The organism is Desulfurobacterium indicum (assembly GCF_001968985.1).
Classification (GTDB): domain Bacteria; phylum Aquificota; class Aquificia; order Desulfurobacteriales; family Desulfurobacteriaceae; genus Desulfurobacterium_A; species Desulfurobacterium_A indicum.
Map to the genome: position 1 here is coordinate 11,255 of NZ_MOEN01000011.1, position 25,525 is coordinate 36,779.

Sequence of the window (25,525 nt, forward strand, 5' to 3'; positions counted from 1 at the left end):
TCTGCCCTGTGTTTCGCTTACCATCTCGCATTTACCGTAGCGCCGGTAGAAACGCTATCATCTGAAGGTGTGTATCTTAAATAACTATTTGCGGTGAAGTATTCACTGACCTGCCAGAAAACGTTCCCCGAATAAGATTCTTTCCCGTTACTTGAAGCCATACTTACACTGTATCTAATATCTCCTCCTCTTGGCACTATTGAAAGGCTTATATTTGTGGTGGAGCTATTTTTATCATTTTCTCTTGAAATGTAGCCTTCGGAGATGGTTAATCTAAGAATCTCAGACGGTGTCCAGGTAGAAGATACAGAATATATATCGGTTGTGGTTGATGATACGTTGTGCTGAATGGAACTTGAAACCAGAAGACTTGGGAAGAGCTTTGCATTAATGTTGAGCTTTGTGTTGTAACTTGTAGCGCTTGTATTGGTTTCCTCGTTTGTAGTTTTAACAATATCGTTTGAAAGTCCGGCGTTTAATCCTGTAAAGATTCTTGCATTTAGCCCGGTGCTTATTATAAAAGAAGTAGATGTTTTGTCATAATTGATAAAGTTTTCTATGTAACCGGTTCCCGCTCTAAGTGAAAGTGTGTTTAAAGGTTTTGCTTTTATATCGATGTTAGCTCTTTGGGAGCTTCTTGTGTCCTGATCTTTTATAAAGTAATCTGTCCTTCCTGCACCCGCTCCTATCTGGATATACCTGTAACGCCACATTCCGGAAAGGTTGTGAGAAAATTTACTGCTTATTTCTTCTCCGTCTCTACCTGTTCTTTCATACTGGAATGAGTATCCAAGATTTAGTGGAAGTTTGATTCTGATGCCAACTCTGGTTGTATCTCCGTGGGTGGAAGAATCATTTATCACTGTTGTGGCATTTGCTACTTTTTCATACGCTTCTACTTCTGTTACATAACCGATGTTGGTAGCTCCTGTAGATGTTAGAACAAGTTTTATGTAGTTGTCCTCTATTCTCTGAGGAAGAACGAAGTTTAAGGTTTCTGTCTGATTGTCATAGGTGAAAGGAACATTTGTTGCGACTATATTCCATACATTTCCATCGCTACTTGTATATAGATCCCATTGAAGCGTTGATATATCCGTTGTGGTTAGATTCCCGCCTATATAGAGAGTGATTAAATCAACCGGTTGGTAATCTGTATTGATTGCTATATTTTCATACGGTGTTTGTAAGTTGATTCCGGCGCTGGTGTTATAATCTCCATCTGTTAGAAGGGCGTTTGGCGTTAAAGTTCCTATAGAAGGAGACGTGTCTATGCCGCTTAGCCCGGTTACCGGATAGACTTTCTTATAGTAGTAGCCGTTAACGCTTTTCAGAGAATAGCGGTTGTCAGAGTAGTATATACTTTCTATTGCAGACAGATAAATTTTTCCGTTAAAGAAGGCTTTTCTGACAGATATGTTCGCATTGTGGTTAGTTGTTTCTGAGAAAACATCTCTTACATGATCCTCTGTTTTTGAGTGGGTATAGGAATAACCTAATGTGAGGTTTCTTTTATATGTGTAGCCTGTTGAAAATCTTCTACTGTATGTATCTGAATTTATATCATCAGAGGATACGGAATTTTTTGATACAGCCGCGCTAATGTATGGATATTTGGGATTCCATGCTGAAGAAAATATCAGTTCGTAGTTTTTGTTTTTTCCGTTATATCCCGAAGATGTTTTTGTATTAATAAGGCTTATTGACGATGATAGATTGAAAAGGTCATTAGTTAGTCTGGTATTTAGTGCCGGCCTGAATGTTGATTGCCAGGTATCTACGTCTGTGTGATATTTAGAATATCCTACTGATATCAAATATTTTATGCCGTCCGTTACCTCTCCGGGTGTGTTAAAGTTGTAGTTTTCGTTAAAGAAAGAGCTTCTGTCGCCGTCTTTATATACCGTGTTATATTGCCATTGAGCATAAAGATTTACTGTTCTGTCAATGAGAGGGAGGAGACTCGAAAATTCAATCTCTCCTGCTTTGTAAGGTTCTTTTTTAGGAACCACAACTTCTCCGGATGTTTTTGTCCTTATTGCTTTTGTTTTATTCCCTTTTATAAGTTTTTCCGAGCTCAGGACGATTTTTTTCAGCTTTTTCTGAATTTTAAATTCGGAAAGAGTTTTGTTTTCTGGTGATTGGACTATAGGTGTTTGAATTTCCTTTAACTTTATCTTTTTAACTTTTTCTTTTACTGTTGGCGGAACGGCCTGTATTATAACTTCTGCTTTTTTCCCTGGAACAATAGGAGCTTTTATTATAGGAATGGATGAAGGGACAAGTTCTTTTGGTTTTTTCTCTAATTTTTCCTGCTGTTTTTCCAATCCCAGTTTGGTAGGTGATGTTGGAACTATAACTGTTTTAATCGGTAAAAATGTCAGTTTTTTTTGTAATTTCTTCGCCTCTTTTCTGGTTCTGGCCAAAAAAACTCTTACCGTGTAGTATCCAGAATCTGTTTTATATATAAAAGCTTCTTTTTTTATTTCAGGAGGTAATCTTTTGTACAGACGCTCAGCAGCATCTCTTTTTGTTGCAGTTATTAATTGGATTGAATAAAGAAAGATATCAGGAGTTTTAACCACTTTTACAGGCAGATTTAGGGCCTTTAGTATAGGTTTGTATACGGTTAAAATGGATGGAGATGTTGCCAAAAATATGCGAACACTGTATTTATTTCCTATTTGGTATAAGTAGGCACTTTTCCTTAGATTTTCGGGTAAATTAAGAATAAATTCAAAAGCTTTGTTTTTATTTGTAAATGTTCCAACTTCGTAAGAGTAAAGATATCCTTTTACTTTGATGTTCTTATAGTTTACAGAAGGCTCGGCGTAAACGGACGTTCCTATTCCCAGCCCAATCAAAATAGCTGCAAATATAGCCTTTCCCGTTCTCTTCATTTTTTCAACCTTTACCGGTTAGAATCGTAAAGATTTTATACCTTACTGGTAAGTTTTTGTCAACATATAAAGAAATTTATTGAAGTATAGAGAACTGGGTCTTTTTTTTGTTAAAATTATAGCTATTATTTAGCATTGGATATTAGGAGGAATTGTGAAAAAACTTACGGCGGTATTTTTTATAGTTATTTTTCTCTTTATTTCAGCATCAGCTTCAACTCTTGATGATGTTATAAAAGCTTTGAAAAAAGGTGAGGTAGAAAAAGCCTATTATCTTCAGAAAAATCTGTCTCAAGAGGAAAAAAAACTTTTAGAAATTCTCCTCCTGCTTCATCAGGATAAGTTAACCGATGCAGAATTGCTCTCTGGAAATTATATTCCCTGCAATGTGCTATATCTACCAGATGGAATAGATGCTTTGGTTGTTAATAAAGTAATAGAAAAGTTGTATGTTATAAAAGAAAAATCTGGGGTGCCCGTAATAGTTGCAGAATTTGACTGTGTTACCGGTAAAAAGCCAGGAGATAAGTTAAAAGAGGGAGATCAAAGGACACCGGAAGGTATCTATATTCCTCTTTACTGGAGAGGACATCTTCCTAAAATTTACGGTCCGGGAGCTTTTGTCTTAAATTATCCCAATTTGATAGATAGAAAAATTCTCCGTAGAGGGGGACACGGTATATGGATTCACGGTATGGATACACCGTCACGGCCACCCCACAGCACCAACGGTTGTATAGTGCTTGAAAACAAGGATTTGAAGAGGCTCAGGAAATTTATTACCCCAAAAGAAACACCTGTAATAATTGTTGATGAACTTTGTAAGGAGCCTTTTAAAAATTTTGTTTCCGAAAGAAATTCACTTGTAGATTTTGTTTATAAATGGAAAGCGGCGTGGGAAAATTCTCCTGAGGATTTACAAACGTATTTTTCTTTCTATTCCAAGAATTTTGTCACAGACAAATACAGCTTTAATGAATGGAAAAAGTATAAGAAAAGGGTTACAGCTGGCAAAAAATGGATTAAAATAAAGATATCGAACCTGGCGATTACAAGAGATGGTAGATTGTTAAGCTTCGGAAGATTATATTTAATATCGTTTGATATGAAATATCGTTCAAACAATTATAACTGGCAGGGGCATAAACTACTTTATGTGACTAAAGAAGGTGAAAAATGGAAAATATTGGGAGAAGAGAGCTTCTAAAAGACTATTTTATTAAAATGCTTGGGTTTTCTTTAGCTTCATTACCAGCTGTATCCTGGGCATCTACCGGAAAAAAAAGAAACAGACTTCACTTTTCTTTTCCTGATAAACCTATGGAGTTTTCTTACAGGTATGGTAAGACAAAAGGTGGAAGGATTATTGTAATAGGTGGAATTCACGGAAACGAACCGGGTGCCTATAAAGCTGCTGATATGCTTATGGATGTCGAAGTTGAAAAAGGTGAATTGATAATTTTACCCCGTAGTAATTTCACTTCTATTCTGGCTTTTAAGAGAGGTTACAACGGGGATATGAACAGGAAGTTTGCTTTTATTTCAAATAGAGATCCTGATTATCCGTATGTTCAAAGAATAAAAAGTGTTATTGAGAAGTATAAACCTGATGTTGTTCTTTCTCTTCATGACGGTTTTGGGTTTCATTCAGTTAACAAAAACGCGTGGGGCCAATGTATTGTTATAGATGAGAAGGTATATAAAAGATTTAATCTTTATTCTGTAGCTTCTGCTGTGTCTTCTTATGTTAATAAGTTTATAAACAGAAGAGAGTGGAAAATTCCAGTTTATTCGACAAGAACTTTCAGTCCTGATACAAAACATAAGGAGCAGCGGAAATCTCTTACCTATTTTTGTTTGTCAAAGTGTGACACTCCTGCGTTTTGTCTGGAAGTTTCCAAACAGCTTCCTTCTTTAAAAGAGAAAGTTAGGTTTCATCTTTTGATGCTAAGTAAGTTTTTTGATATATACGGTGTTAGGATAAAACCTTCTTTCAGCGACCTTTATACGGCGTTTTTGAAAGAAAACAGAAGCAAACAAAGTGTCAGTGCTGTTCTTAATATAAATGGCAGGAGTGTTATCGTTTCCAATTCCAGAACTTTTAAACTTCCTGTTGGTTCGGAAATTTCTTTTGTTTCTTTCAACGGAAGCAGAGGTATGTTTGGTGTTCCCAGAGGGGTAAATTTAAACTGGAAAACCTTCTATGTGAAAGGTGGTCTTTCTGTTGATATAAAGGACGATTTTCAAAAATTATTTAGTCTGCATTTTCTATTGGCTTAGCTACTTTTTTTCTGTATTCTTCCGCTTTTTTGAGATAATTTTCAGCAGCTTCCGGGCGGGCATTTTTTCTCAGTATTTCGGCGAGTTTTTCACAGGCTGTTGCTGCTTCTGAGTATATACCTAATTGGGCAAGGACCTCTATGTATATTTTCCATACCAGTATATCTTCTGGATGTTTAAGAAGATACTTGGGAGTTTCTCTAAGTATAAAGTTGAAATCCTGGTCTTGTAATTTCATTAAAATTAAAGAACGGAAATCACCTACTTTTTTGTAGTGATATTCCAGGATTTTCTTTGAAGTTCTAAGGGGAATACATTTTAGTGCGTTAATGTATACATTTTGAAATTTATCGGTGATACAGCATAATGTCTCTTCTACATTGAATTTTCTAACTAACACTACTGCAGTAATAGCTGCAACTGTTCCAGATATTGCCATTATTATCCAGAGCAAGTACCTTCTGAGTGTTGGATTATTCAGGTTTATGGTTTTTGTGGTTATAGTATTTTGGGGGACCTTTCTACCTGCTTTTTGCGGTTTTTTGATTGTCATGCTCTTTTCACTTTCTGAAGTGTTCTTTTCTGTGGAAGGAGTTGTTTTTTGTTTGAGCGGTTTCTCTTGCTTTGTTTGTTTTATTTCCGCTTTCTTAATTTCAGATGGAAAATGCCCTTTTTTTATTGTCCTTTCAGGGCTGTAGTAGTTTAATGTTATGTAAGCACTTGGAGATATTTTTTTGATTTCTGGATGATTTTTCAAATAATTTCTGGCTTCTTGTTTTGTTTTAAACAGACCCACTCTTACTTTATATCTTGTTTTTACTTTATCTATTCTGGAATATTCAAGATTTCGGATTTTATTAAAAATACGTTCTGCTTCCTTCTTGCTTTTTGTGTTGGTTAGCTGTATTGTATATACGGGTGTCTCTTTTGCAAAAGCCTTATTTAAAAAATTAACGGACAAAATTATTGAAAAAGTAACTATTAAAAAGACTTTTAAGTTTTTTTTCATCAAAATACCTCTCTGTAGGACCCAATTATTTAGCAAAATTTTTAACATCGATTAATTATATATAAAGTTTTCTCTTCTTTCCACCACTCATTCGTGGATTTCTTTTTCATAAAAACTTATACTCAAATAATAGAGGTTGCTTTTGTTCTGATTTCTGATGTAATATTTTTTAGTAAAGATTGTCTGTTTTTTACAAGGAGAGGAAAAAATGCCGAAGATATCAATTGATGAAACCTTTGTTAAGCTTTTAAATCAATACGGTTTAACGTCTTACGAGGCTAAGGCTTATTATGCATTGTTAATTCTTGGAGAAGCAACGGCTACAAATGTTGCTAAGTGGGCAGGTATTCCTCAACAGAGGGTATATGATGCTCTTTCAGCGCTGGAAAGGAAAGGTTTTATCCATATAAAACATACAAATCCCAAAAAGTTTTTGCCTTTTAGTCCAAGAAAAGCCCTTGAAAATAGGATTACGCAGTTGAAACTTGAGTTTGAACTAAAAGAACAGGAGTTAAAAAAGCTTATTCCCGTTATAGAAGGGAAAGTTCCTGAAGTCAGAGATAAAAGTTATACCGGTTCTCAGGTGATGATACTTGAAGGAAACGAAGCTATCGTTTCGAAGGTAATAGAGATGCTTTCCTCTGCAGAAAAGATTGTTAAAATAAGCGGCATTAAACCTTTATACGTGTTGGGATGCAAAGGTAGTTTAGAGAAGTATGTAAGACAGGGTGTAAAATTATTTGCAATGGGAAGGTTTGATAAAGAGTGTGTAGATGAAATTAAGAAATTAAAAGGAGAGTTTAAAGAGGCGGATGTATCTTTCAGATATCAGCTTATTGTTGATGATAAAAAACTTTTGATGGTTTATGTTGACAATGATAACATGCCTTACGGTTTTTATACGGAAAATTCTCTTCTCATAGAACCTTATATTTTTTACTTTGATAAAGCCTGGGAAAGTAATGGTGAAAACTGTTAAACTTTAACCTCTTTAAGCCATTTGGCGTTCTCTTTGTGCCATTTTACAGTTCTTCTTATCCCTTCTTCCAGAGAAATTTTTGGTTGCCACTTTAAGAGTTTTTTTGCTTTTTCTATGTTTGCCCATGTAGCTTTCATGTCTGCCTTGTGAAATTCTTTATAAACCTTTTTGGCTGTTTTTCCGGTAAATTTTTCTATCAACTCTATCATATAATTTAGTTTGTAAGGTTTATTGCCACCTAAATTGATTATTTCATAACCTGTTTCTGTTTCTAAAGCTTTTATTGTTCCTTCTGCTATATCATCTACATAAGTGAAATCCCTTTTCTGGGTTCCGTCGCCGAATATTGTTATAGGTGTGTCCTCCTCTATCCACTTTATAAATCTGAATACACTCATATCAGGTCTTCCTGCCGGTCCGTAAACGGTAAAGTATCTTAATACTGTAACATCTATTCCGTATAGATGATGATATGTGTATGCCATGGCTTCCGCGCCTTTTTTGCTTGCTGCGTAAGGAGATATGGGGGTATTGACCGGCAAATCCTCTATGAATGGCATCTTCTGTCCTGCGTAGAGGGAAGAAGTTGATGCTAAGACAAACTTTTTCACATTATATTTTTGCATAAGTTCAAGTAGATTCGTTGTTCCCAGAGTGTTTGTTGTTACGTATACGAACGGATCAACCAGGCTATACCTTACGCCGGCTCTTGCCGCCAGGTTTATTACTCCATCAAAGGAGTGATCTTTAAAGATTATTTCCAGAGCTTCCAGATTTTCTATGTCTGTTTTGTAAAACTTGAAGTTTGGATATTCTTTAAGTAGGTTTAGTCTGTATTCTTTTACTCTGACATCATAGTAGTCGTTCATGTTATCAACGCCGACTACGTCATATCCTTTCTCTAAAAGAAGTTGTGCCGTTTTAAATCCTATGAATCCTGCTGTACCGGTTAAAAGAACTTTATTCATTGCAGACTCCCTTATATAAGCTAAATATTGTAAAATTAATGTAAATCCATAAATCACATTTTACGGGAGGTAAGTATGAGTGAAGAGAAGCTTCAAAATTTGTTGCATGTATCAACGGTAATCAATCCTCCAGAATCGTTTGTAAAAAATGCAAACGTTAAAAGCTACGAGGAAGAGTATAAGAAATTTCTTGACAATCCTGAAGTTTTTTGGGCGGAAGTTGCAGAAGAACTTTTCTGGTATCGCAAGTGGGATAAGGTTTTGGAGTGGGAACTTCCATACGCTAAGTGGTTTGTTAACGCTCAGACAAACATAACAGTAAATGCTCTTGACAGACACGTTAAGAATGGAAAGAAAAATAAAGTAGCATTTTTCTGGGAAGACGAATTCGGCAATGAAAAGGTTGTAACTTATGGAAGTCTTTACACGCTTGTTAATAAACTTGCCAATGCCCTTAAAAGGGCTGGTATAAAAAAGGGAGATAGAGTTGTAATTTATATGCCTCTTGTTATTGAACAGGTTGCAGCTATGCTTGCATGTGCAAGAATAGGTGCTGTCCATTCTGTTGTTTATGCCGGTTTTAGCGTTCCTGCTTTGAGACACAGGATAGAAGATGCAGAAGCAAAAATGGTAATTACAGCTGATGTTACGATTAGAAGAGGAAGGGCGATTCCTCTAAAACAGATAGTTGACGAGGCTATTAGAGACCTCGAAACAGTTGAAAAGGTAGTTGTTCTAAGGAGATTAAAGCCCAGGGTTGATCTTATAGGTGAGAAAGAGATTGACTTTTATAAGTTTATAGAAAACGAGCCTTCCTACTGTGAGCCTGAAGTTATGGATTCAGAAGATCCTCTGTTTATGCTCTACACTTCCGGTTCCACAGGAAAGCCCAAAGGTGTCATACATACAACCGGTGGTTATATGGTCGGGACTTACTACTCTATGAAGACAGTTTTTGATCTTAAAGATGACGATATTTTCTGGTGTACTGCTGATCCTGGCTGGATTACAGGGCACAGCTACATCGTTTACGGACCGCTTGTTGCAGGTGCAACTCAGGTTATAGCAGAAGGTGCTCCAAACTATCCAGACTTTGGAAGATGGTGGAAGTTAATTGAAAAGTATGGTGTAACTATCTTTTACACGGCGCCTACCGCAATAAGAATGTTTATGAGGGCAGGAGAAGAATGGCCCAATAAGTATGACCTTTCTTCTCTCAGGCTTTTAGGTTCTGTTGGTGAACCGATAAATCCTGAAGCGTGGCTCTGGTATTATAAGATAATAGGTAAGGAGAAGTGTCCAATTGTTGATACCTGGTGGCAGACTGAAACTGGTGCAGTCATGATAACGACCATAGACGGTCTTCCTATGAAGCCTGGTAAAGCCGGTAAACCTGTGCCAGGTGTGATTGCCGATGTTGTTGATAAAGAAGGAAATCCGGTAGAGGCAGATAAAGGCGGTTTCCTTGTCGTTAAATATCCATGGCCTTCCATGATGAGAAGGATTCATAAGAATCCTGAAAAGTATGAAAGTTACTGGAAGACTATTCCGAACTGCTATTTTGCAGGAGACGTTGCGACAAAAGACGCAGACGGTTACATAATGATTTTAGGTAGAGCCGATGATGTTATTAACGTTTCAGGACACAGAATCGGGACGATGGAAGTAGAGTCAGCCCTTGTTTCTCACCCAGCTGTTGCTGAAGCAGCTGTTATCGGTAAACCTGACCCTGTAAAAGGAGAGGCGATAAAGGCATTTATCATCCTTAAATCCGGTCATGAACCATCTGACAAATTGATAGAGGATCTTAAATATCATGTTCGTATGGAACTTGGTGCCCTTGCCGTGCCTTCAGAAATAGAGTTTGTTGATAAGCTTCCAAAAACAAGAAGTGGTAAGATAATGAGAAGAGTTCTTAAGGCTAAAGAGCTTGGAATGGATCCGGGAGACCTTTCTACACTTGAAGATTAATTTAGAGAGGGGGAATATTCCCCTCTCTGCTATAATTACGGTTACAGGTTTTTCCCGGAGGAACAATGCACATTAAGTCCTTAAATTTGAAGGGGTTTAAATCTTTTGCAGATGAGACAGAAGTCAGGTTTTCAAGAGGAATAAACTGTATAGTGGGTCCTAACGGTTGTGGGAAAAGCAACATAGTTGATGCTCTCAAGTGGGTTACAGGTGACACCTCCACAAAAGGAATGAGAGCCTCCAACATGAAGGATATGGTTTTTAAGGGGGCTGTCGGAAGAAGGGCTGCGAGAACTGCTGAGGTTTCAATAACTCTTTATAGAGATGAACTGCTTCCTATAAAAGAGAATGAAGTTACCGTAACAAGAAGAATAAAATCGAACGGGGATTCTGAATTTCTGATAAACAACAGAAAGGTAAGGCTTAAAGACATTCAGGATTTTTTTTCGTCCATAGGCCTTGGTCATAAAGATTATGCCTTTTTTGAGCAGGGACAGATAGACAGAATTTTAAAACTCAAACCTGAAGAAAGGCGAAGTTTGATTGACGATGCAGCAGGGATAGGGCCTTTTAAGGAAAAAAAGGAAGAAACGTTAAAGAAACTTGAAGATGCAGAAACCAATCTGGAAAATGTTAGAAAGGTTATAGATGAAGTTGGCAGAAACTTAAAAACTCTTAAAAATCAGGCGGAAAAGGCGAAGAAGTTTGGATCTTTGAAACAGAAAGAAAGAGAGCTTGAAAAGAAACTTTTAGGTTTTGAAATAAGAGAAATAAGGGTAAAAAAAGAGTTCATGGAAAAAGAACTTACCGTTTTAAGAGAAGATAGGGTTTCTCTTGAAAAAGAGCTATCCACTTTACAGGTGGGGCTTGAAAATTTAAGAAAAGAAGTAGAGACTGTCACTAAGGAGATAGAGGAAACCTCAAAAGAGCTTTATGAGCTTGAAAAGACAAAGAAAGAATCTTCTGTGAGAAGAGAGTTTTTGGGCAAAGAGATAGAGCGTATAGAGTCCGAGTTGAAAGAAATTGATGCTCAAGAGCTTATGAAAATAGAGAGACTTAAAAGAATAAAAGAAGAGATAGAAGATCTATCGTCAGAAAAGGAAAGATTAAAAGAGAAGGTTTCTTCTCTTGAAAAAGAAGTTGCTTTAAAAAGGGAAGAATTAAAGAGACTTGAGCTTAAAAGAAAGGAGCTTGAAGAAAAGATTTCGCAAACTCGCCGCTCAATTTCTGAAGCTGTTGCCAGATATTCAAAGCTTGAAATGGAGATGGTAAGGGAAGAGGAAAAGGTTAAGTCCTATTCCCGCCAGATAGAAAAACTTCCTCTTGAGATAGAAAATGCTGAAAAAGAGAAAAAATACTATCTTGAACAGAAAGAGAGATTAGAAGAAAAGCTTTATTCTGTTTTAAAAGAGATAGAAGCTTTAAAAGAGGAGAAGAAAAAGCTTTTACTTATAAAAGATGAGAAAGAGGAGAGGGTTTCTGAGATAAAGAGAACTATCCAGGAGAAAGAAAAAGAGATAGTTTCTGTCGCTTCAAAAATAGAGAGTATGGAAAAGTTGCTTGAAACACTTGATTTTGGCAAACTTGAAAACAGTATAGTGGAGAGCGGTAAGCACGGAAAAGTAAAAGGTTACATAGGCCTTTTAATCAATCTTATAAAGGTTGATGAAGGTTGGGAAAGAGTAGTTGAGTCTTTTCTCTCAAATTTCGGGGCAGGTATTGTTGTTAAAACGTTTGACGATGTTATATGGATAAAAGAAAGGATAAAAGGGAACGGTAGAGTTCTTTTATTTGCTGCAAATGTTGCACCTGTAAAAAGTAAATACATTGAAGATGCAACACCTCTTATTACTCACGTAAAACCGATTGACACCAGGGTAAAAGATCTCGTCTCTGTTGTATTTTCAAATGTTTTTTTTACATCTTCCAATGCTGAAAAGCTGGCGAAAGAGCATCCCGACTGCGTGTTTATTGATAAAGAGCTTAATATTTATAGCGGTAAAGGTTCTTTTATAGGAAAGTTTAAAGCCCGTGGTATTCTGGAAATAGAAAAAGAGATTGAGAATCTTAAGCAGAAAAAGATAGAACTTGAGAGGGAGCTTGAAGAGATAAAAGGTAAGTTTCAGCCTGCGTGGAAAGAGCTTTCTCAGGTGGAAGAAGCTATATCAGAGATAAATATAAAGTCTGAGTCTCTGCGTGTTGAAAAGGTTGAGATTGAAGGGAAAATCAGAGAGACCGAGAATAAAATAAAGGCTCTTGTGTCAGATATTAAAGTCTTGCAAGAGCGGTTGAAAACAGCAAGGGAAGCAGTTGCTTCTTTTTCTAACAGAGATGAGCTTTACAGGAACAAGTTATCCGAACTGGCTTCCAAAAAGTTAGAGCTTGAAAAAGGACTTGTTGAAAAGGAGAGAAGCTTAAAAGAAGTTGAAAAAGAGATTGAGTCTGTAAAAGAGATACTTTCATCTCTTCAATCAGATCTTTCCCTGTACCGTGAAAAGTTCAGAAACCTTGAAGAAAAACTTGCAGGTAAGGAAAGAGCGGTAAAAGCTATTAAAGATGAGATAAAGGCTATTACCGAAAAAAGAGAAAAGCTGATTTCCGAGCTAGAAAAAGCAAGAAGAGGTATAGAAGAGGCTGAGAAGATTCTGTCAGGTATAGATGAGGCAATAGAAGACACCAAAAATGATCTTGAAGCCCTGGAGGGTAGAAGAAACGAGCTGACAGTTATCATAAAGCAAAAAGAAGAGGCTTTGAAGCAGAAAGAGAACGACTTGAAGGTGCTTCAGAAAAAGATAAAAGAGTATGAAATAGAAATAGCAAAACTAAATGTTAGAGAAGAGGAAATCATTCAGAAAATACTGGCGATAGAATCAACAGTTACTGAAGCAATAGAGGCTGCTGCCGACGTTGAGGATGAAGATGCGTTAAAGAGAGAATTAATTGCCATTAAAGAAAAGATTTCAAGGATGGGAGCTGTGAATCTTCTTGCTATAGAAGAGTATGATAAAGTCAAGGAAAGATATGAGTTTATTCTGGAACAGGAAAAAGATCTCGTAAAATCCATTAAAGACCTTAAAGACGCAATAGAAAAGATAGATGAAGAAATAAACAGAAGATTCTTTGCAACATTTAAAGCCGTTAACAAGGAATTCAGGAAGACTTTTAAAAGAGTGTTCGGCGGTGGTTCTGCAAGGCTCGTTTTAACATCTGAAGATCCCACAGAATCAGGAATAGAAATAGAGGCAAAACCTCCAGGCAAAAAACATTCAAACATTAACCTGCTTTCAGGTGGTGAGAGGACGCTGGTTGTTATTTCTTTGCTTTACGCCCTCTATTCAATTCATCCAGCGCCGTTCCTTGTTCTTGATGAGATAGATGCTGCCCTTGATGAGATTAACATACTCAGATTTACAGAACTTCTGAAAACCATTTCTGAAAAGACGCAGGTCATAGTAATTACTCACAAAAAAGTTACAATGGAAGTTGCCGATATTCTTTATGGCGTTACGATGGAAGTTCCAGGGATTTCAAAGATTGTTGGTGTTTCTTTCGCCTCTGTTCCTGAAGCTGTGTAATTAACTTTTCTGTAAATAGAAAAAGCCCGGTGTGAGCCGTTTCTACCGCACCGGGCTTTAATCTTTGTAAATTAACTTAAGCTTTTTCTACGTTTATAGCTTTAAGTCCTTTATCACTTTCTGTGATGTCAAAAATAACTCTTTCGCCTTCTTCTATTGTTTTAAATCCTTCGCCATTAATTCCTGTGTAATGAACGAAAACATCATGTCCGTCATCTGTTGTGATGAAACCGTATCCTTTGCTTGAGTCAAACCACTTTACTGTTCCTGTAAATCTTTCCATGTTAAAAAACCTCTCTAAGTTAGTGTTCTTGAAATGAAAAAGGGCCTTGAAAGCAGAAACGGCACACCTTCAAGGCCCGTCCTTTCACTTCATACGTTAAGTTATGAGATTATTTTCCTTTGTCAACAGATTATTGGCAGTATTTTAGAAAAATGATGAGAATGCCACTTAAAGAACCGATGAAAGCACAGATTATTATGATTGTTTTTTTAGATGCAGAGAGAGGGCTTATTTCGGTATAAGTGTTGATAAGCTTAAAATTATCTATGTTTTTGAGCATATATTCTAGAGATTCTATTTCTTTTTTAATTTCTACTAAACTAATATCTGGATCTGCTGGATTAAATCCGATGAAAAAATCTTTACTGTTTAACAGCTTTTCTTTCGTTTTGTTTGCAATTAGTGTTAATTTTGGAACTTGTTTTTTGAGAATTAAGAGATTTTTAAGTGCAATATTACGTTCCTTTTGCAGTTTATCTTTTATAAATTTTTGGTTTGCAAGGTAATTTACAAAAGCTTTTATAATTGTTGCAGTATCTTTCTGATATTTTGTTAATATTACCAATTTAATGAATCTTGGTTTGCTGTTTTTTGATAAGTTCTCAAGGCCTATATGCTTAATTCCTTTTATATAGTTCTTTTTTATTTTAAGTCTTGCTGATAGTTGTTTAAACTGTTTTTCTTGAGCTTCTCTGTTTAGCTCTTCTATTAAAGAGTTAGTTAGTGAATAGGGAATTAGAACTTTATTAACTGTATGTGGTGTAGAGAGTATAGCTGTAATTTGGTATGTCGGTGTATAAAAGAATGAAATTAAAATTCCCGTGATAATACCTAAAAATGTGAATAAAAGAAATATAAATTTATGCTTGATTACACAACGGAATAAGTCTGTAAGCTTAAATTTTTTTGGCATTTGCGTCTCCGTTATATATAGATTAAGTGTAAAAAAAAAGGGGGGACCTAAGCCCCCCTTTTTTCTGGTTTCGATGCAAAGATTAGAATTTAAGTGTTAGTTTAAGCTCACCCTGATAATCAAGTTTTGCACTTGGGAGATAAAGTCCTGCTTGAATACACAAATTCTTATCATACTGATATTTAGCCTTGAGGTCAACTTCATGTTCGCTGCTGTAAACACCAGTATTGTCACCATCAAAGTTTACGTAAGCAGCGCTCAAAGTCACTTTATCCATAGGCTTAACGCTTCCTTCTACAGTGAGAATTTTAGGATTTACAAAGTTTCCATTGTCGTAATCAAGGACTTCTGCATAATCATAGTCCGGGAAACCTGTAGCTGTAACGTAGTTAGCTACGAATCCGTCTTTGTAAACGTCATATCCAATTTTAGCTCCAAACATTCCAGCATCAAGAGATGCACCTACGCCGTAGAATTTTCCGTTGTTATCTGTTCCTTTTGTTTTAAGGTAAGCAGCTTCAGCTCTGAAGCCTACTTTTCCGAAATCTGTTGCAACAGCTGGAGCAAATTTTGCATAAGCAAGATTTATGTCGTTAGCATCTTGGTAGAGATCAACAAGTTCGTATGCACCGTCAACGCCAAGTGCTTTAAGGTTACCCTCAAAAGCACCTACTGCCCATGTTGTAGCGCTTCCTCTTTCTTCTGCTGTTCCTGCAAGTGCAAGTCCGTAATCTGTGTTGTATCCTGCGATTACAGCGTCAAGAGTAGCATCCATAATCTTGCTGTCGCCGAATACGATATCCTGGTAACCTACTTTTGCAAGAAGATTAGGCATGTTGAAAAGGTTGTTTACCTGGAAGTAACCTTCATCAATTGTAAAGTTCATCTTATCATCGTCTGCGAGAAACCTTACATGAGCCGTAATGTCATCGTTTACTTTTGCATTAACCTGAACCTTTACTTCTACAGAATGGTTGTAGTCTGTCTGGTTGTCAGTTGTGATAGTTGTTTTAATTTGGCCACCTACGTTTACTTCTGTAGCTTGTGCAGGAATTGCAAATGCAGCTACAAGTCCCATAAGAGTTACTGCTGTGAGTGCTTTTCTCATCCTTAAAAACCTCCCTTCTTTTTGAAGTTTATTGTCGGTATCAAAATTTACCATTTTAACCTTTCCTGTGTCAAGAAGTAAATTATTAAAGATTCTTAACAATTTTAACATATTATCCAATCAACATTTAGCCTTATTCTCTATGTACCTGATGCATGTTCTGGTACAGCAACTTTTATGCCAATATTGATCCACTATTTCCAGATCCTGATTGTGGTTATTTTTTGGTTGTATAGATATATTCCTTTTAATGTTTGTTGAAATATACTTTCTTTTAAAACTTTGCTTCTTTTTTGTTTTTGTGCAAATCTATTTTGCATGTCTGCATGTAGGAGAGAGCTTATGGAACGCAGTTGATAGAAGGGAAGATTCCTATTTATGTCTATGGAAAGAATATTGTCCCTGAAGTTATGAAGCAGCTTAACATGATAAAAGATATACCGTTTTTTAAAAAACAAATTGTGATAATGCCCGATTTTCACGCAGGTAAAGGTTGCGTAATAGGTTTTACAGGCTACTTTGATGAGGTTGTTATTCCAAATATTGTAGGTGTTGATATAGGTTGTGGAGTCTATACCTATCCACTCGGAAGGCTGGAAAGGGTTAACCTTCAAAAGTTAGATGCTTTTGTCAAAGGCAATATTCCTCTTGGGCTTGCCTGTAGAACAAAGAGTAACGCCAAAAAGATTCCGTTGCTAAAGGATGAAAAGAAGTTTTTGAAAGAGATGACGGTGATTTTAACGAAAAAGTATGGAATAGGTCTTAACGAGCCTTTGCTTCAGGTGGGAACGCTTGGAAGCGGGAACCATTTTATAGAACTAGGAATGGATGACAAAGGTAACTACTATCTGACAGTTCATTCAGGTTCAAGGAATTTAGGTTTGAGAGTGTGTATTTATTTTCACAAAAAGGCTGTTGAATACACTCAAAAGATTATGCCGTACCTTCATAAGGACCTCTCTTTTCTTCCTTTAAACAAAGGTGGAAGAGATTACATAGAGGCGATGAGACTGGCTCAAGCGTACGCTGATATTAATAGGAAAGTTATGCTTAGATTGATTGTTGAGAGTTTTTTCGGACAGGAATTTGATGAATCTAAAGTGATTAAAAGCGTTCACAACTATATAGATGTTGATAGAGACTATTGCGTTAGGAAAGGTGCTATCTCAGCCCATAAAGATGAGAAAGTTGTTATTCCATTTAATCTTGTTTACGGTCTTATTATAGGAAGAGGCAAAGGTGTTAAAAAGCTAAACTTTTCCGCCCCTCACGGTGCTGGCAGAAAAATGAGCCGTAGAAAAGCCAGAGAGAGCCTTTCTCTGAAAGATTTTAAAAATGTAGTTAAGAATGCCAGAATTTATTCTTCAACAGTTTCTGCCAGAACGATAGATGAATCTCCCATGGCTTATAAGGATCCTGATGAAATCCTGGAATTTCTGCCTCAAACTGTTGAGATTGAAAGATTCGTCAGACCGATTTACAATGTAAAGGGATAATTCAGAAAAGCCAGTCCGGGATATATTCTGCTACAGCTTTTGTAAATTTAAATTCAGGAAACAGAGTTTGGAGTTCCTTCATCGTTCTTAGATTTAAAGTGACGATAAAGCCGTTTTCTATATGGCTGATAGAAAGGTATGGTTTTTCCGTAATAATGGAGAAAAGTTCCTCTTTTAAGGATTTGGAGACAAAAAAGGTAAACACGGCGTGTTCAACAACAGAAAGATGTCCCATACCCGTTACTTTTTTTATAAGTTTCTGGTTATCTTCCGGTGAGAATTTTGAGAGAAGTTCATCAACGGAAAGGCCAGAGTAGCATACCCTGGCCGCTGTAGATACCGTTTTTAGAATGTTTTGCGTTGAGGAGATAAGTTTTATCTCCATTAATATTTGTCTCCATACTTGGCTTTGAATTTCTCTGCTCTACCTGTAATGGATACCTTTCTTTGAGCACCTGTAAAGAAAGGATGACACTTGTTGCAAACTTCCACTTTAATTTCAGGAAACTTTGTTGATCTTGTTATCCATGTGTTTCCGCATGCACAGATAACTCTTGTTTCTTTGTATTCTGGATGGATTCCTTCTTTCATTATGTGAACCTCCTGTATAATTGGTTTTCAGTTTTATGAATTGCAGTATGAAAGTTTATTTTAGAGGTCAGCAGGTGTCAAGTGGATGTTGCTAATGTGGTCAATGAATCGTTGAAGTATCTTGAGGCTAACCCTCACATAGCCGGTCTGATAATAGGTCTATGGGCTTTTTTGGAAACAGCACTGTTGCTTGGGCTTATATTTCCGGCTGAGAAAGTGTTAATTTTCGGTAGCGTCCTTGTTGCCAAGGGTTATATCTCGCCTGTTAATTTTGTTCTGTCAGTTTCTATCGGGACAATAGCCGGATATACTGTGAGTTATTTTTTTGGATATTGGGCAGGAGAAAAAACGCTTAAAGAGGTTTTGAGAAAGTTTAAAGTCAGTTCTGAAAATTATGAAAAAGTCAGAGAGTTTGTCGTAAAAAAAGGTGAAGTGACGCTCCTTTTTGGAAGATTTATTGCTGTTTTTCGTTCAATTCTTCCTGTGGTAATGGGAGCGTTTAGGGTTCCGTTCTTTTCCTTTACTGTCTGGAACGTTTTAGGCGCTCTTTTATGGGCACTTTTTTACCTTATTGTTGGTGACTTGATAGATAAGATTTTATCCATTATTATTACCAATAAGCTTTTAGCTACTTTTTTGATTTTTATATCTTTTGTGGGATATTTCATCTGGAGACGTTATGGGAAGAATAGAGAAAGCGTTTGAAGAGAAAAAACCTTTAATCATCTATGCTACTGCCTGTGATCCTGACTTTAATACCTCTCTCGAGTTTTTCAGGATTATTCTGAAGTATGCTGATATTGTTGAAGTTGGAATGCCTTTTTCTGATCCTCTTGCCGACGGACCTACGATTCAAAAGGCTCACGAAAGAGCTTTGAAATCCGGTGCAAATACAAGGAAAGTTCTGGAGCTTGTTTCTGTATTAAGAAAAGAGTTTCCTGATAAAGGGATATTATTAATGGGGTATTACAATCCGATATTTGTTTACGGGGAAGAGAAGTTTGTAGAAGATGCTTTTCATGCAGGATCCGATGGTTTTATTGTTCCTGATCTGCCACCGGAAGAGGGAAAATCATTTTCGGATCTTGCAAAAAGTAAAGGTTTAAGCCCTATTTTTCTTGCTGCTCCGACGAGTACCGATGAAAGGTTGAAGTTAATTGCTGAAGTTACAGGTGATTTTATTTATTATGTTTCTCTTACAGGTACCACGGGAGCAAGGGAAGAGCTTGACTTTGACGCTATAAATGAGGATATTAGGAGAGTAAAAACGGTCACCGGTAGGAAAGTTGTCGTGGGCTTTGGCATATCAAAGAAAAGGCATATAATTAACCTTTATGAAGCTGCTGACGGTTTTGTAGTGGGAAGTGCTGTTGTAAAAAATATAGAAGCGATGGATAAATTTGGACTTGAAGAGCTGTTGAAAGAGCTTAAAATGGTATAAAGGAAGCTTCAAATAACGGTTAACGGAGGAAATAATGTTTGGTGGAATTGGAACTAATGAACTTATACTTATTCTTATCATTACACTGCTTATCTTTGGTCCTTCAAAACTTCCAGACCTTGCTAAGTCAATGGGAAAAGCTATAAATGAATTCAGAAAGGCATCTTCCGGCATTATAGATGAGGACGAGAAGAAAAAAGAAGAACCTAAGAAAGTTACAAGAGATGAAGAGCTGGAAAAGATAAAAGTCAAAGATTCAAAAGATGCATAATTAACGGTAAAAGGTGGTTTTATGTCTGAGGAGAGGATTCGTCCGGAAGAGGCACCGGTAACCTACCATCTGGAAGAGTTAAGAACCAGGCTTTTCAAATCGATTGTATCCATATTTATAGGTTTTTTTATCTGCTGGCCTTTCAGGAAAGACATCCTTCTCTTTCTTGAAAGACCGCTTCCTGACTATTTGAAAGGGAAGCTTGTTTTCTTCTCTCCTCCCGAGGCCTTCTTCACTGCCCTAAAAATCTGCTTTTTTGGCGGAATGATAATAGCTATGCCTTTTATTCTCTATCAGGTGTGGAAGTTTATAGAGCCGGCCCTTTATCCTCATGAAAAAAAGTTTGTCGTGCCGTTTCTGTTTTTCTCCTTTTTGTTTTTCTCAATAGGCGTTTGTTTTGCCTATTTTATAATGATACCTTTCGCTCTGAGATTCTTGCTCGGATTTATGGGTAACCTTTTGGTTCCTCAAATTGGAATTGGCAACTATATTTCTTTTGTTATTCAGCTTACTCTTGCGTTCGGGTTTGTTTTTCTGCTCCCTGTCGTTGTGGGTCTTCTTGCAAAATTGGGGGTTATAAATTATAAATTGCTTGAAAAGAACAGAAAGTTTGCTATACTTATAATATTCATAGTGGCGGCTATTCTAACACCTCCCGATGTGGTCTCTCAAATAATGATGGCTGTTCCTTTGCTGTTTCTCTATGAGTTAAGCATAATAGTTGCAAAGGTTTTAGGGAGTAAGGAAGGGTAATGTTCTTTAAGTGAATTTCAAAATAAACTTACTTAACGTTTCGGGAAAAGGCTGTTTGTGTATTCATTTTTAAAATCTTAAAACCTGAACGGAGGCAAAAGCATAATGGCTCAGGAAACTGAGGTTCTCTCTCTTGAACAACTGCAAAACATGAGTATTTTTGATTTAAGGAAAATAGCAAAGTCTTTAGGTCTTGACGTAAAGTCTGTGAAAAAACAGGAGTTGATATTAAAGATACTTGAAGAAAGTGCAAAGAAAAGAGGCGCCATATACAGGGTTGGAGTTCTTGAAGTTTTACCGGACGGATTTGGATTTTTAAGATCTCCTGAGAATAACTACCTTCCTAACTCAACAGATATATATGTCTCTCCTTCACAAATAAGAAAATTCGGGCTCAGAACTGGTGATACTATTGCTGGGGAGGTTAGGCCTCCAAAAGAAGGTGAAAAATATTTTGCACTTTTGAAGGTTGATGCTGTAAATTGGGAACCTTTATCAAAGGCAAAAACAAGGCCGAATTTTGATAACTTAACACCTTTACATCCTACTGAAAGGTTCAGGCTTGAAACAGTTCCTGGGGAGCTTTCTACAAGGGTTATAGATTTAATAACACCAGTTGGTAAAGGGCAGAGAGGGCTTATTGTTGCTCCTCCGAGAGCAGGAAAAACGGTTCTTCTTCAAAAGCTTGCCAATGCTATAAAGACCAATGATCCAGACACTTATTTGATTATCCTTCTCATAGATGAACGTCCTGAAGAAGTTACAGATATGAAAAGAAATACTCTTGCTGATGAAGTAATAAGCTCAACCTTTGATGAGCCACCGGAGAGGCATGCTCAGGTTGCTGAGATCGTAATTGAAAAGGCGAAAAGATTGGTAGAACATAAAAAAGATGTTGTCATTCTCCTTGACAGTTTAACAAGACTTGCAAGAGCTTACAATACTTTAACACCACCGAGCGGAAAGATTCTTTCAGGTGGTATTGATGCTCATGCTTTTCATAAGCCGAAGAGGTTCTTCGGTGCTGCAAGAAACATAGAGGAGGGCGGAAGCCTCACAATAATTGCTACAGCTCTTATAGAGACAGGAAGCCGAATGGACGATGTTATTTTTGAAGAGTTTAAGGGAACAGGTAATATGGAAATCGTCCTTGACAGACAACTTGTTGAAAGGAGAGTATTTCCTGCTATTAATATACAGAAGTCAGGAACAAGAAAAGAAGAGCTTCTCCTCTCTGATTGGGAGCTTAACAGGGTCTGGATTTTAAGAAGACTTCTTACATCTATGTCTCCTGTTGAGGCTATGGAGTTTTTGCTGGAGAAGTTGAGAAAGTATAAGACCAATGAGGATTTTCTGAAGGCGATGAACGCCTGATGAGGATATAATGAAAGAGCTTATCTACTATTCATTCCTTGAAAGTTCCGATTTGAAAAGAAACTTTATAGAAGAGAATAAAGAATACCTCTACGAGGTATTTTCTAAGATTTTGAATTGTATAAAAGATGGCAGGAAGATACTTATATGTGGTAACGGTGGAAGTGCAGCGGATGCTCAGCATATAGCTGCCGAGCTTGTGGGAAGATTTCTTCTTGACAGAAAAGCTCTGCCGGCAATTGCTCTTACAACCGATACATCTGTTTTAACCGCTGTTGGTAATGATTTCGGATTTGATGCCGTGTTTGAAAGGCAGGTTGAAGCTTTGGGTCTTAAAGGTGATGTTTTGATAGGTATAAGCACCAGCGGTAATTCGGAGAATATTGTCAGGGCGGTTTTAAAAGCTAAACAAAAAGACTTGCTGACGGTCGGTTTTCTGGGTAAAGACGGAGGTAAGCTAAAGGATCTGGTTGATTATCCGATAGTTGTTAAAACATTTTCTACACCTCGGATTCAAGAAGTTCATATAACAATAGGGCATGTTTTATGTGATTTTATAGAAAAATCAATGTTCGGCGCTTAATCTTTCAGTCTGTTAGAGTTTATACTTTATTTAAAAAAGAGTGGTATAATTTCCCTTCAAACGATTTACTGTCTGGAGGAAAAAATGAAGATAGGAAAAGCTATAAGACTTGAAAGGATAATAAACAGAGAAACGGGAAAAACCGTTATAATTCCAATGGATCACGGTGTTTCAATGGGCCCAATTCCGGGAATTATTAACATAAGGGAATCAATAGATAAGGTTGCGAATGGTGGAGCCAATGCGATTATCATTCATAAAGGTCTTGTTAGACACGGACACAGAAAAAGAGGTAAGGATGTCGGTCTGATTATTCATCTCTCTGCAAGTACTTCTCTTTCTCCGAAGCCTAACACTAAGGTTATAGTTTGTTCCGTAGAAGAGGCGATAAAGATAGGTGCTGATGGAGTTTCCGTTCATGTTAATCTGGGTGATATAAATGAAGATAAGATGCTTGAGGATTTTGGAGCTATTGCAGAAAGCTGTCTTGAGTGGGGAATGCCTCTTATTGCTATGATGTATGCAAGAGGAGAGCATATAGAGAATCCTTTTGATCCAGATGTGGTTGCCCACTGTGCAAGGGTGGCTGCCGAGCTTGGTGCTGACATTGTCAAAGTAGCTTATACTGGAGATCCTGAAACGTTCAGAAAGGTAGTTAAGGGTTGCCCGATTCCTGTTGTTATAGCCGGTGGTCCGAAAATGGGTAATGATATGGAGATTCTTGAGATGGTGGAAGGTGCGATGAAGGCAGGTGGAGCAGGTGTTTCCATCGGAAGAAATGCATTCCAGCATGAGGATCCTGAAAAGATAGTTAGAGCAATTTCTCTGATTGTCCATGAAGGAAAGACTGCTAAAGAGGCAGCGAAAGTTCTTGAAGGTTAATCGAAGGCGCTTAAAGGCGCCTTTTTATTTGTCTTTCAGGTATTCGTTTTTGTATTTTACATATCTTAGAGCATGTTCCTTCAATTCTTTGATCTCATCATCTGATAGTGTTCTTACAACTTTTGCCGGAAATCCCATTATAAGACTGTTCGGGGGAAACTTTTTCCTGGGCGGCACCAGTGTTCCAGCTGCTACTATAGAGTTTTCGTTTATAACGACGTTATCAAGGATTATAGCTCCTATTCCTATTAGGCAGTTGTCTTTTATTTCGCAACCGTGGAGCTTTACTGCGTGTCCGATTGTAACGTAGTTTCCGATTATTGTAGGGGCCGTTTTGTTTGTTACATGTATTACTGTTCCGTCCTGAACCGATGTGCATTTGCCTATTCTGATGTAGTTTACGTCACCTCTTATGATCGTTCCATACCATATACTGCTATCGTCACCTACTTTTACGTCTCCTATGATTACTGCATCTTCAGCTATAAAAACACGTTTTCCAATTTCCGGATTTAATCCTTTAAACGGTTTGATAATCATCTTTGCCTCCGTGTTAATAGCCACTTCCTCTTGTAAATACGGCAAGTAGCCAGATAATAAAAGAAAATATTGCAGAAATGATTAAAAGCCACTTCATAAATACGGCAAACTTTCTGTAAAAGGCGATTTCTCTATCTTCTTTCTGTTTCTTTTCTTTGTAGTAATCTCTGTCGTAAATGCCCATTTTAATCCCCCTTTCGATAAACTGTTCCTCCGGGCAGGTCCTCTAAAACAATTCCCATCTCTTTCAGTTTATCTCTTATTTCGTCGGCAAGTATAAAGTTTTTCTCTTTCCTGAGTTTTTGCCGGATTTCGATGAGAAGCTTTATCAGTTTATCTTCTAAGTCGTTTGACGTCTTCTCCTCTTCAAGTTTAAATCCAAGAGTTTTCATCATTTCTTTTGTGAAAGTCACCGCTTTAAGGAGAGATTTCTTTTCTTCTCTGGAGATTTTCTGTTCTTTAACAGCTCTGTTTTTTAAGATGTTTGCTTCTTTTATCATTTCAAAAAGTGTACCTAATGCTTTTGCGGTGTTGAAGTCATCATCCATAGCTTCGTTGAATGCGTTTATGTATTTTTCAACATCAACAGGTGAGCCTTTTGAATCGTTTTGAGGGATATTTTCTATAATTGTTTGGGTGTTGAGAAAGTTTTTAATCCTTTCAAAAGCGGCTTTTGCTTCCTTTAATCTTTCAAATGAAAAGTCTATGGGGCTGCGGTAATGTGTTGATATGAGAAAAAACCTTAAAACATCGGGAGAGAATTTTTCCAGAATTTCTTTTATTGTGAAGAAGTTTCCGAGAGATTTGCTCATTTTTTCACTGTTTACCATTACGAAACCGTTATGCATCCAGTATCTTACAAAAGTTTTACCGGTGTAGCTTTCGGACTGGGCAATTTCGTTTTCGTGATGAGGAAATATCAGGTCCAGACCTCCACCGTGAATGTCCATCGTTTCTCCGAGATATTTCATTGACATCGCAGAACATTCTATATGCCAGCCCGGTCTTCCCTTACCCCACGGTGAATTCCAGGCAGGTTCTCCCTCTTTTGACTTTTTCCAGAGTGCAAAGTCTAAAGGGTTTCGTTTTTTTTCTCCCGGTTCAATTCTTGCTCCTGCCATTAGTTCGTCAATTTTTCTCTTTGACAGTTTTCCGTACTCTGGAAATGTTTCAACCGCGAAGTAAACATCACCCCCTGATTCGTAGGCGTGTCCTTTTTCTATAAGACTTTTCACCATCTCTATGATTTCTGGAATGTGCTCTGTAACTCTTGGCTCTACGGTCGGCTCTTTTACGTTTAAGGCTTTCATATCTTCTTCAAAAGATTTTATATATTTTTCTGCTATCTCTTTCCAGGTTATGCCTCTTTCTTTTGCTCTTTTTATTATCTTGTCGTCAACATCTGTGTAGTTTCTAACAAAAATAACTTCGTAACCTCTATACTCGAACCATCTCCTTATGACGTCAAAAACCACGGCACTTCTTGCATGTCCTATGTGTGCGTCGTCGTAAACTGTGGGACCGCACACATACATCTTTACCTTTCTTTTTTCAATAGGGATAAATACTTTCTTTTTTTCCGTAAGCGTGTTGTAAACCTTTATCATT

General features: G+C 37.1%; 24 protein-coding genes. 13 read left to right on the forward strand and 11 right to left on the reverse strand.

The window, feature by feature from the left end:
* Positions 1–17: 17 nt before the first annotated feature.
* Positions 18–2,900 (reverse strand): SPOR domain-containing protein, encoded by a 2,883-nt coding sequence (locus BLW93_RS03985; protein ID WP_076712819.1) that lies wholly within the window; start codon positions 2,898–2,900, stop codon positions 18–20.
* Positions 2,901–3,054: 154 nt separating this feature from the next.
* Between BLW93_RS03985 and BLW93_RS03990 the strand changes: the two genes are divergently transcribed.
* Positions 3,055–4,107, forward strand: a complete 1,053-nt coding sequence (locus BLW93_RS03990) for a L,D-transpeptidase family protein (protein WP_158025375.1) — start codon at positions 3,055–3,057, stop codon at positions 4,105–4,107.
* The gene (locus BLW93_RS03995) at positions 4,077–5,180 is read left to right on the forward strand and encodes a M99 family carboxypeptidase catalytic domain-containing protein (RefSeq protein WP_076712821.1); all 1,104 of its coding nucleotides are present in this window, start codon (positions 4,077–4,079) and stop codon (positions 5,178–5,180) included. The genes BLW93_RS03990 and BLW93_RS03995 overlap by 31 nt, the downstream gene beginning before the upstream one ends.
* On the opposite strand, the gene BLW93_RS04000 is transcribed toward BLW93_RS03995, so the two are convergent.
* Positions 5,155–6,189: an SPOR domain-containing protein gene (locus tag BLW93_RS04000; protein WP_076712822.1), complete on the reverse strand. Its 1,035-nt coding sequence runs from the start codon at positions 6,187–6,189 to the stop codon at positions 5,155–5,157. The two genes, BLW93_RS03995 and BLW93_RS04000, sit on opposite strands and share 26 nt — an antisense overlap.
* Before the next feature lie 208 nt (positions 6,190–6,397).
* Between BLW93_RS04000 and BLW93_RS04005 the strand changes: the two genes are divergently transcribed.
* Positions 6,398–7,168 carry a TrmB family transcriptional regulator gene (locus BLW93_RS04005; protein WP_076712823.1) on the forward strand — a complete coding sequence of 257 codons (771 nt, stop codon included), beginning with the start codon at positions 6,398–6,400 and terminating at the stop codon, positions 7,166–7,168.
* Here BLW93_RS04005 and BLW93_RS04010 read toward each other — a convergent pair.
* Positions 7,165–8,136, reverse strand: a complete 972-nt coding sequence (locus tag BLW93_RS04010; RefSeq protein ID WP_076712824.1) for a GDP-mannose 4,6-dehydratase — start codon at positions 8,134–8,136, stop codon at positions 7,165–7,167. The genes BLW93_RS04005 and BLW93_RS04010 overlap by 4 nt on opposite strands.
* Positions 8,137–8,211: 75 nt before the next feature.
* On the opposite strand from BLW93_RS04010, the gene acs reads away from it, so the two are divergent.
* Both acs and smc read left to right on the forward strand, forming a co-directional pair.
* Entirely contained in the window at positions 8,212–10,107 is a 1,896-nt protein-coding gene (gene acs / locus BLW93_RS04015; protein WP_076712825.1) for an acetate--CoA ligase, read from the forward strand.
* Between the two features lie 65 nt (positions 10,108–10,172).
* A complete protein-coding gene (smc, locus tag BLW93_RS04020) occupies positions 10,173–13,682 on the forward strand; it encodes a chromosome segregation protein SMC (protein WP_076712826.1) in 3,510 nt (1,169 codons plus the stop codon).
* A gap of 76 nt (positions 13,683–13,758) precedes the next feature.
* Here the strand turns inward: smc and BLW93_RS04025 are convergent, their stop codons facing one another.
* From BLW93_RS04025 to BLW93_RS04035, 3 genes are all read right to left on the reverse strand, one after another.
* The gene (locus tag BLW93_RS04025) at positions 13,759–13,965 is read right to left on the reverse strand and encodes a cold-shock protein (protein ID WP_076712827.1); all 207 of its coding nucleotides are present in this window, start codon (positions 13,963–13,965) and stop codon (positions 13,759–13,761) included.
* 130 nt (positions 13,966–14,095) lie between these two features.
* Positions 14,096–14,878: a Wzz/FepE/Etk N-terminal domain-containing protein gene (locus tag BLW93_RS04030; protein ID WP_076712828.1), complete on the reverse strand. Its 783-nt coding sequence runs from the start codon at positions 14,876–14,878 to the stop codon at positions 14,096–14,098.
* A gap of 82 nt (positions 14,879–14,960) precedes the next feature.
* A complete protein-coding gene (locus BLW93_RS04035; RefSeq protein WP_144444002.1) occupies positions 14,961–15,986 on the reverse strand; it encodes a porin in 1,026 nt (341 codons plus the stop codon).
* 353 nt (positions 15,987–16,339) lie between these two features.
* On the opposite strand from BLW93_RS04035, the gene BLW93_RS04040 reads away from it, so the two are divergent.
* Positions 16,340–17,482 carry an RtcB family protein gene (locus tag BLW93_RS04040; RefSeq protein WP_076712830.1) on the forward strand — a complete coding sequence of 381 codons (1,143 nt, stop codon included), beginning with the start codon at positions 16,340–16,342 and terminating at the stop codon, positions 17,480–17,482.
* Position 17,483: 1 nt separating this feature from the next.
* Here BLW93_RS04040 and BLW93_RS04045 read toward each other — a convergent pair whose 3' ends face one another.
* Both BLW93_RS04045 and rpmE read right to left on the reverse strand, forming a co-directional pair.
* Entirely contained in the window at positions 17,484–17,867 is a 384-nt protein-coding gene (locus BLW93_RS04045; protein WP_076712831.1) for an FAD-dependent thymidylate synthase, read from the reverse strand.
* A complete protein-coding gene (rpmE, locus tag BLW93_RS04050; RefSeq protein WP_076712832.1) occupies positions 17,867–18,073 on the reverse strand; it encodes a 50S ribosomal protein L31 in 207 nt (68 codons plus the stop codon). Before rpmE ends, BLW93_RS04045 begins: the two co-directional genes overlap by 1 nt.
* An 81-nt stretch (positions 18,074–18,154) precedes the next feature.
* Between rpmE and BLW93_RS04055 the strand changes: the two genes are divergently transcribed.
* The 7 genes from BLW93_RS04055 (at position 18,155) to BLW93_RS04085 (ending at position 23,377) form a co-directional block, all read left to right on the forward strand.
* Positions 18,155–18,778, forward strand: coding sequence for a DedA family protein (locus tag BLW93_RS04055; protein ID WP_076712833.1), 624 nt, complete (start codon positions 18,155–18,157; stop codon positions 18,776–18,778).
* Complete coding sequence (gene trpA / locus BLW93_RS04060) at positions 18,753–19,514, forward strand: tryptophan synthase subunit alpha (protein ID WP_076712834.1); 762 nt, start codon at positions 18,753–18,755, stop codon at positions 19,512–19,514. The genes BLW93_RS04055 and trpA overlap by 26 nt, the downstream gene beginning before the upstream one ends.
* 34 nt (positions 19,515–19,548) lie before the next feature.
* Positions 19,549–19,785, forward strand: a complete 237-nt coding sequence (gene tatA, locus BLW93_RS04065; RefSeq protein WP_076712835.1) for a twin-arginine translocase TatA/TatE family subunit — start codon at positions 19,549–19,551, stop codon at positions 19,783–19,785.
* 21 nt (positions 19,786–19,806) lie between these two features.
* Complete coding sequence (gene tatC / locus BLW93_RS04070; protein ID WP_076712836.1) at positions 19,807–20,538, forward strand: twin-arginine translocase subunit TatC; 732 nt, start codon at positions 19,807–19,809, stop codon at positions 20,536–20,538.
* Positions 20,539–20,643: 105 nt separating this feature from the next.
* Positions 20,644–21,912: a transcription termination factor Rho gene (gene rho, locus BLW93_RS04075; RefSeq protein ID WP_076712837.1), complete on the forward strand. Its 1,269-nt coding sequence runs from the start codon at positions 20,644–20,646 to the stop codon at positions 21,910–21,912.
* Positions 21,913–21,922: 10 nt separating this feature from the next.
* Positions 21,923–22,495 (forward strand): D-sedoheptulose 7-phosphate isomerase, encoded by a 573-nt coding sequence (gene gmhA, locus BLW93_RS04080; protein ID WP_076712838.1) that lies wholly within the window; start codon positions 21,923–21,925, stop codon positions 22,493–22,495.
* Positions 22,496–22,579: 84 nt separating this feature from the next.
* Entirely contained in the window at positions 22,580–23,377 is a 798-nt protein-coding gene (locus BLW93_RS04085) for a 2-amino-3,7-dideoxy-D-threo-hept-6-ulosonate synthase (RefSeq protein WP_076712839.1), read from the forward strand.
* Positions 23,378–23,401: 24 nt separating this feature from the next.
* Here the strand turns inward: BLW93_RS04085 and BLW93_RS04090 are convergent, their stop codons facing one another.
* From BLW93_RS04090 to cysS, 3 genes are read right to left on the reverse strand one after another with little or no spacing between them, the layout of a single operon-like run.
* Positions 23,402–23,917, reverse strand: coding sequence for a gamma carbonic anhydrase family protein (locus BLW93_RS04090; protein ID WP_076712840.1), 516 nt, complete (start codon positions 23,915–23,917; stop codon positions 23,402–23,404).
* Between the two features lie 13 nt (positions 23,918–23,930).
* Positions 23,931–24,101, reverse strand: a complete 171-nt coding sequence (locus BLW93_RS08805) for a hypothetical protein (RefSeq protein ID WP_158025376.1) — start codon at positions 24,099–24,101, stop codon at positions 23,931–23,933.
* A 1-nt stretch (position 24,102) separates the two neighbouring features.
* A complete protein-coding gene (gene cysS, locus BLW93_RS04095; protein WP_076712841.1) occupies positions 24,103–25,524 on the reverse strand; it encodes a cysteine--tRNA ligase in 1,422 nt (473 codons plus the stop codon).
* Position 25,525 lies beyond the last annotated feature (1 nt).

Bases quoted from the DNA above. Each gene is read 5' to 3' on its own strand.
- BLW93_RS04035 (WP_144444002.1), bottom strand. From the start codon at position 15,986: ATGAGAAAAGCACTCACAGCAGTAACTCTTATGGGACTTGTAGCTGCA.
- rho (WP_076712837.1), top strand. From the start codon at position 20,644: ATGGCTCAGGAAACTGAGGTTCTCTCTCTTGAACAACTGCAAAACATG.
- BLW93_RS04030 (WP_076712828.1), bottom strand. From the start codon at position 14,878: ATGCCAAAAAAATTTAAGCTTACAGACTTATTCCGTTGTGTAATCAAG.
- BLW93_RS04025 (WP_076712827.1), bottom strand. From the start codon at position 13,965: ATGGAAAGATTTACAGGAACAGTAAAGTGGTTTGACTCAAGCAAAGGA.
- BLW93_RS04000 (WP_076712822.1), bottom strand. From the start codon at position 6,189: ATGAAAAAAAACTTAAAAGTCTTTTTAATAGTTACTTTTTCAATAATT.
- BLW93_RS04045 (WP_076712831.1), bottom strand. From the start codon at position 17,867: ATGGAGATAAAACTTATCTCCTCAACGCAAAACATTCTAAAAACGGTA.
- rpmE (WP_076712832.1), bottom strand. From the start codon at position 18,073: ATGAAAGAAGGAATCCATCCAGAATACAAAGAAACAAGAGTTATCTGT.
- BLW93_RS04090 (WP_076712840.1), bottom strand. From the start codon at position 23,917: ATGATTATCAAACCGTTTAAAGGATTAAATCCGGAAATTGGAAAACGT.
- BLW93_RS04085 (WP_076712839.1), top strand. From the start codon at position 22,580: ATGAAGATAGGAAAAGCTATAAGACTTGAAAGGATAATAAACAGAGAA.
- BLW93_RS04010 (WP_076712824.1), bottom strand. From the start codon at position 8,136: ATGAATAAAGTTCTTTTAACCGGTACAGCAGGATTCATAGGATTTAAA.
- BLW93_RS08805 (WP_158025376.1), bottom strand. From the start codon at position 24,101: ATGGGCATTTACGACAGAGATTACTACAAAGAAAAGAAACAGAAAGAA.
- BLW93_RS03985 (WP_076712819.1), bottom strand. From the start codon at position 2,900: ATGAAGAGAACGGGAAAGGCTATATTTGCAGCTATTTTGATTGGGCTG.
- tatA (WP_076712835.1), top strand. From the start codon at position 19,549: ATGTTTGGTGGAATTGGAACTAATGAACTTATACTTATTCTTATCATT.
- acs (WP_076712825.1), top strand. From the start codon at position 8,212: ATGAGTGAAGAGAAGCTTCAAAATTTGTTGCATGTATCAACGGTAATC.
- trpA (WP_076712834.1), top strand. From the start codon at position 18,753: ATGGGAAGAATAGAGAAAGCGTTTGAAGAGAAAAAACCTTTAATCATC.
- BLW93_RS03995 (WP_076712821.1), top strand. From the start codon at position 4,077: ATGGAAAATATTGGGAGAAGAGAGCTTCTAAAAGACTATTTTATTAAA.
- BLW93_RS04005 (WP_076712823.1), top strand. From the start codon at position 6,398: ATGCCGAAGATATCAATTGATGAAACCTTTGTTAAGCTTTTAAATCAA.
- smc (WP_076712826.1), top strand. From the start codon at position 10,173: ATGCACATTAAGTCCTTAAATTTGAAGGGGTTTAAATCTTTTGCAGAT.
- tatC (WP_076712836.1), top strand. From the start codon at position 19,807: ATGTCTGAGGAGAGGATTCGTCCGGAAGAGGCACCGGTAACCTACCAT.
- gmhA (WP_076712838.1), top strand. From the start codon at position 21,923: ATGAAAGAGCTTATCTACTATTCATTCCTTGAAAGTTCCGATTTGAAA.
- cysS (WP_076712841.1), bottom strand. From the start codon at position 25,524: ATGATAAAGGTTTACAACACGCTTACGGAAAAAAAGAAAGTATTTATC.